A 4,984-nucleotide genomic window follows, 5' to 3' on the forward strand; every position below is an offset into this window, starting at 1 on the left:
GGGGCATTTTCCGGCTCCACCCGTCTTGTGCTGACCCCGGATGACAGGGCGGTGACCGCGATTTCAGGCCCGTTCTCGGACAAGAGCACGCGCACGGTGAAGCAACTGCGCCCCGGTGCCTTCGCGGCAGCGCGGGATCACATCCTCGCCCATCCGATTCCGAAATCGCAGCTCAAGACCGGGATTTGCGAGGATTACGGAGCCGATAGCATCCTTTACACCGGGCCGGGCCGCGAAATCCGCTATGTCGCCACTTGCCCGAACCCGGCCATCGCAGCGCTGGACGGCCAGATCCGCGCGCTTCTGTCAGGCGGTTAATCCTCGCCCAGATTGGCGCCGATACCGGTGGGCAAACCGTCGATGGATTTACGGTTCTTTTCATCCCAATAGGCGGCCAGACCGGCCTCGCCCTTCTGTTCGGCCCAGTTGCGCAGCACCGGGCGCTCGCGCGGGGCTTCCATGAAGGGCACGGCAAAACCGCAGGAGGTTTGCACCATCTCCACCGCCATGTCGAACACCTGCCGCGCGCCGGGTACATCCGGCAGTTCAGCCGCCAGCGCGGGCCAGTCGGCATCGCCGCGATGCACCACCCGCGCCGTGCCGTAGGCGCGCAGGATCAGCGGCCGGGTGCCGAAGCTGCACCACATCACCGTCATACGCGGGTCCAGCGGCAGATGCGCCGCCGTCTCGTTCCCCGAGCCGGTAACATTGAGCCAGAGCAGGCGGTTCGCCCCGGTCACCCGCAACGAATCCATCCCCTTGGGGCTGAGGTTCAGCCGCGCGCCCGGTGCGCTTGTCGCCACGAAAAACAGCGGCTGTTCTGCGATGAAGGCGCGGTGATCCTCGGTGAAGCCGTCGAACTGCTTTGCCATCATTCCACCGTTACGGATTTTGCCAGATTTCTGGGCTGGTCGACGTCAGTGCCTTTTGCGATTGCGGTGTGGTATGCGAGGAGCTGGGCGGGGACGGCGTAGAGGATGGGGGCGAGGAGGTCGGGGACGCGGGGCAGGGTGAGGCAGCGCCAGCAATCTGCGCCGGCTTCGGCGATACCGGGCTGGTCGGAGAGCAGCAGCACCCGGCCATGGCGGGCCATGACTTCCTGCATGTTCGACACGGTCTTTTCGAACAGCGCATCGCGGGGGGCCAGCACCAGCACCGGGACGCTGGCGTCGATCAGCGCGATGGGGCCGTGTTTCAGCTCGCCGCTGGCATAGCCCTCGGCATGGATATAGCTGATTTCCTTCAGCTTCAGCGCGCCTTCCAGCGCCAGCGGATACATCGCCCCCCGGCCGAGGAACAGCACGTCCTGCGCCTTGGCCAGCTCTTCCGCCAGCCCCTCGATCTCGGGCGCCAGCGCGAGGGCCGCGTTCATCAGCCCCGGCAGCAGCCGCAGATCCGCCAGGCGGGCGGCCAGCTGCGCGGCATCGAGACGCCCGCGATCCTGTGCGGCCTTCAGCGCCAGGGTCAGCAGCACCGTCAGCTGGCAGGTGAAGGCCTTGGTCGAGGCGACCCCGACCTCGACCCCGGCCATGATCGGCAGCGTCACGTCGCATTCCCGCGCGATGGAGGAGGTGGTGACATTCACCACCGCCAGCGTCCGCGCCACCTTGTCCTGCACATGGCGCAGCGCCGCCAGCGTATCGGCGGTTTCGCCCGACTGGCTGACGAAGACCGCCCAGCCGCGGTCCGACAAAGGCGGCTCGCGATAGCGGAACTCGGATGCGATATCGATGTCGCAGGGCAGGCCCGCGAGGCTTTCGAACCAGTATTTCGCCACATGGCAGGCGTAATGCGCGGTGCCGCAGGCGACCAGCGTCAGCCGGTCCACGCCGGTGAAATCCACCCCGGCGGGCAGGTTCAGCCCGTCCTCGCGCAGGTAATGGCGCAGCGCATCGGCCAGCACCACCGGCTGTTCGGCGATTTCCTTGGCCATGAAATGCTTGTAGCCCGCCTTCTCGATCCGGGTCGCATCCACCTGGATGCGCGCCATGGCGCGGTTGGCACGGCGGTTCCCGGCGTCGAAGATCTCGGCCCCCGTGCGGGTGATCACCGCCCAGTCGCCTTCTTCCAGATAGGTGATGCGGTCGGTCATCGGTGCCAGGGCGATGGCATCCGAACCCACGAACATCTCGCCATCGCCGTGCCCGATGGCCAGCGGCGAGCCCTTGCGGGCGCAGATCATCAGATCCTCCTCGCCTTCGAACAGGAAGCACAGGGCAAAGGCGCCGTGCAGGCGCGGCAGAAGCCGGGCAGTGGCCTCGGCCGGGGTGCCGCCCTGCGCCAGCTCGTGCCGCATCAGCAGGGCCACCGTCTCGGTATCGGTCTCGGATTCGAAGCTGTAGCCCGCCGCCGTCAGCTCGGCCCGCAATTCGCGGAAATTCTCGATGATCCCGTTATGCACCACCGCCACATTGCCGGCGCGATGCGGATGGGCATTGGCCACCGTCGCCGCGCCATGGGTGGCCCAGCGGGTATGGCCGATGCCGGCCTTGCCCGCCAGCGGCTCATGCACCAGCAGGTCCGACAGGTTCACCAGCTTGCCCACGGCGCGGCGGCGGTCCAGCCGGCCCTCGTTCACCGTGGCAATCCCGGCGCTGTCATAGCCGCGGTATTCCAGCCGTTTCAGCGCCTCGACCAGCAACGGAGCAACCTCGTGGCTGCCCAGAACGCCAACGATTCCACACATGCGATCAATCCTTGTTCTGCGCGGCCTTGAGCGCGCGGAGGGTCTCGAACAGTTTCTGGGCCAGCCCGGGCTTCACCACCTGACGCGCGCGTCCCAGCGCCACCGCGCCTGCCGGCACATCCGCCGTGATGACAGAGCCCGAGCCGGTCAGCGCCCCGTCCCCCACCGTGACCGGCGCCACCAGCATGGTGTCGGACCCGATGAAGGCGCGTTTGCCGATGCGGGTGCGATGCTTCATCACCCCGTCGTAATTGCAGGTCACCGTGCCCGCGCCGATATTGGTGCCTTCGCCCACATCGGCATCGCCCAGATAGCTCAGGTGACCGACCTTCACGCCTTCTTCCAGAATGGCATTCTTGATCTCGACGAAATTGCCGACATGCACATCCTCGGCCAGCTCGGCGCCAGGGCGCAGCCGCGCGAACGGCCCGACATCGGCGCCGCGGCTGACATGGCAGCCTTCCAGATGGCAGAAGGCCCTGATCTCGGCGCCGCTTTCAATGGTGACACCGGGGCCGAAGACCACATTCGGCCCGATGATCGCGTCGCGCCCCACCACGGTATCCAGCGCGAAGAACACCGTTTCCGGCGCGGTCAGCGTCACGCCGTTGTCCAGCGCTTCGGCGCGGGCACGGGCCTGAAAGGCGGCCTCTGCCTCGGCCAGCTGGGCGCGGGTGTTGACGCCCAGCGTCTCCGCCTCGTCACAGGTGACAACCCCGGCAGAGAGCCCGCGCCGGCGGGCCAGTTCCACCACATCGGTCAGGTAATATTCGCCTGCCGCATTGTCATTGCCCAGCGTGCCGACCAGATCAAGGAGCAGCGCGGTATCGGCGCAGATCACGCCGGAATTGCACAGCGTGATCGCGCGCTGCGCCTCGGTCGCATCCTTGAACTCGACGATCCGCTCCAGCGCCTCGCCCTGCGCGATCAGCCGGCCATAGCGCCCCGGATCACGCGCCTCGAAACCCAGCACAACCACGGCATGCCGCGCGCGCGCCTCCAGCATCGCCTCCAGCGTTTCGGGACGGATGAAGGGCGTGTCGCCATACAGAACCACGCAATCGCCCGATACACCGGCAAGGGCAGGGGCCGCCTGCGCCACCGCATGCCCGGTGCCCAGCTGCTCGGCCTGCACCACGATCCCGCAAGCCTCGTCCCAGGCCCGCGCCGCCTTCGAGACCGCCTCCGCCCCGTGCCCGGCAACCACCACCACACGCTCCGGCGACAGCGCCGCACCCGCCTGCATCGCATGATGCAACAACGGCGCACCCGCAACACGGTGCAGCACCTTCGGCAGATCCGAATTCATCCGAGTGCCTTGCCCCGCGGCAAGAATGACGAGAGAGACAGGCATGTGACCTCTTTCCTTGGCGATGCGCCCGTTTTAACCCGATGGCCGGGGCGCGCAAGCCATGCGCCTTCACACATCCTTTCGACAGGTTTCAGGAGAGGCAGGCAGATGAAAACGGTGGTCTTCGATCTGGATGGTACGCTGGCCGATACCTCCGCCGATCTGGTGGCGGCGGCGAATGCCTGCTTTCGCGGCCTTGGTCACGGGGATCTGCTGGACCCGATGGCAGATGCGCTGACCGCGTTCCACGGCGGGCGGGCGATGCTGCGGCTGGGATTTTCCCGCATCGGCGGCGTGGATGAGGCGGCGGTGGATGCGCAATACCCGGTGCTTCTTGCGGCCTATGCCGAGGGGATCGACACCCACACCCGGCTTTATCCCGGTGCTGCCGAGGCGGTGGAGGCGCTGCGCGCCGCCGGTTACGCCACCGCGATCTGCACCAACAAGCCCGAAGGCCTGGCCGAGACGCTGATGACCCGGCTCGGGGTGCGGGGCCTGTTCGGCAGCCTGATCGGCGCCGATACGCTGCCTGTGCGCAAACCTGATCCCGCACCCTATCTGGCTGCCGTGCGCGGCGCGGGCGGCGATCCCGGGCGGTCAATCCTCATCGGCGACACCGAAACCGACCGCAAGACCGCCACCGCCGCCGGTGTGCCCTGCGTTCTGGTCAGTTTCGGCCCCGAAGGGCCGGCAATCGCGCGGTTGGCCCCGGAGGCGATGCTGGACCGTTACGCCGACCTGCCCGCGCTGGCGGCCCGGCTGCTGGGATGACGGGTGGCACGCCGTCAGATCATTTCAGAAGACTGGCCTTGCATCAGCGGCTTGTCGCTTTGAACGCGTCGGGCAACTGCTGCGCTTTGCGCTGCCGCCCCCGCTTTCGCAGGCCGCTGAAATAGTCGACCGCCCGGAACGCTGTTCTTTTGCAGCCTGGTCGACGGCGTGGCGGG

General features: G+C 67.4%; 5 protein-coding genes. 2 read left to right on the plus strand and 3 right to left on the minus strand.

The genetic code is table 11. The features are described 5' to 3' along the window. Positions 1-318: hypothetical protein (locus tag AO684_RS10100; RefSeq protein ID WP_161806007.1), on the plus strand; the 318-nt coding region annotated here is incomplete at its 5' end. Here AO684_RS10100 and AO684_RS10105 read toward each other — a convergent pair. Genes AO684_RS10105 through glmU form a run of 3 tightly spaced genes read right to left on the minus strand, consistent with a single transcriptional unit; the run spans position 315 to position 4,040 of the window. Continuing rightward, positions 315-872, minus strand: a complete 558-nt coding sequence (locus tag AO684_RS10105; protein WP_054302683.1) for a pyridoxamine 5'-phosphate oxidase family protein — start codon at positions 870-872, stop codon at positions 315-317. The two genes, AO684_RS10100 and AO684_RS10105, sit on opposite strands and share 4 nt — an antisense overlap. Continuing rightward, positions 872-2,686, minus strand: a complete 1,815-nt coding sequence (glmS, locus tag AO684_RS10110; protein ID WP_054302636.1) for a glutamine--fructose-6-phosphate transaminase (isomerizing) — start codon at positions 2,684-2,686, stop codon at positions 872-874. The genes AO684_RS10105 and glmS overlap by 1 nt, the downstream gene beginning before the upstream one ends. Before the next feature lie 4 nt (positions 2,687-2,690). After that, a complete protein-coding gene (gene glmU, locus AO684_RS10115) occupies positions 2,691-4,040 on the minus strand; it encodes a bifunctional UDP-N-acetylglucosamine diphosphorylase/glucosamine-1-phosphate N-acetyltransferase GlmU (protein WP_054302637.1) in 1,350 nt (449 codons plus the stop codon). A gap of 105 nt (positions 4,041-4,145) precedes the next feature. Between glmU and AO684_RS10120 the strand changes: the two genes are divergently transcribed. Beyond that, positions 4,146-4,808 (plus strand): HAD-IA family hydrolase, encoded by a 663-nt coding sequence (locus AO684_RS10120; protein ID WP_054302638.1) that lies wholly within the window; start codon positions 4,146-4,148, stop codon positions 4,806-4,808. Positions 4,809-4,984: the final 176 nt, after the last annotated feature.

This window comes from Gemmobacter sp. LW-1, assembly GCF_001303875.1.
In the GTDB taxonomy this organism is placed as follows: domain Bacteria; phylum Pseudomonadota; class Alphaproteobacteria; order Rhodobacterales; family Rhodobacteraceae; genus Gemmobacter; species Gemmobacter caeni.

Bases quoted from the DNA above. Each gene is read 5' to 3' on its own strand.
- AO684_RS10105 (WP_054302683.1), bottom strand. From the start codon at position 872: ATGGCAAAGCAGTTCGACGGCTTCACCGAGGATCACCGCGCCTTCATC.
- glmS (WP_054302636.1), bottom strand. From the start codon at position 2,686: ATGTGTGGAATCGTTGGCGTTCTGGGCAGCCACGAGGTTGCTCCGTTG.
- glmU (WP_054302637.1), bottom strand. From the start codon at position 4,040: ATGCCTGTCTCTCTCGTCATTCTTGCCGCGGGGCAAGGCACTCGGATG.
- AO684_RS10120 (WP_054302638.1), top strand. From the start codon at position 4,146: ATGAAAACGGTGGTCTTCGATCTGGATGGTACGCTGGCCGATACCTCC.